At 69.3% G+C, this 388-nt stretch carries 1 protein-coding gene; it reads left to right on the top strand.

The annotated features are described in order from the left end of the window. Nucleotides 1–388 (top strand): ankyrin repeat domain-containing protein (locus VTU_RS0124845; protein WP_010110694.1); only part of this gene is annotated, 388 nt, incomplete at both ends.

Here is a 388-nt window from a genome sequence, read left to right as displayed (position 1 = left end):
TGGCGCTGCGCGCGAACGCGCCCCGGGCCTTCGCGGCCTTGCTCGCAGCGCCCCAGGTGAACGTGGAGGCGCGCAACGCACAGGATGAGAGCCCGCTCATGATGGCCGCGATCAAGGGCAACGTCCAGGCCGTCCAGGCCCTGCTGGCACGCGGCGCGGACGTGAACAAAACCGGCTGGGCGGCGCTGCACTATGCGGCCTCGGGGACCGTGCCCGGGCATCTGGAGATCATCGGCCTGCTGCTGGAAAACCACGCCTACATTGACGCCGAATCGCCCAACGGCACGACGCCGCTCATGATGGCCGCGCGCTACGGGTCGATCGATGCCGTGCAGCGCCTGCTCGAGGAAGGGGCCGACCCGACGCTCAAGAACCAGCAGGGTCTGAG

The sequence above is a fragment of the Verminephrobacter aporrectodeae subsp. tuberculatae At4 genome (genome assembly GCF_000193225.1).
GTDB classification, from domain to species: Bacteria; Pseudomonadota; Gammaproteobacteria; order Burkholderiales; family Burkholderiaceae_C; genus Acidovorax; species Acidovorax aporrectodeae.
Note: the sequence above shows the minus strand (reverse complement) of the source record. Positions and strands in the feature narration are given on the sequence as shown.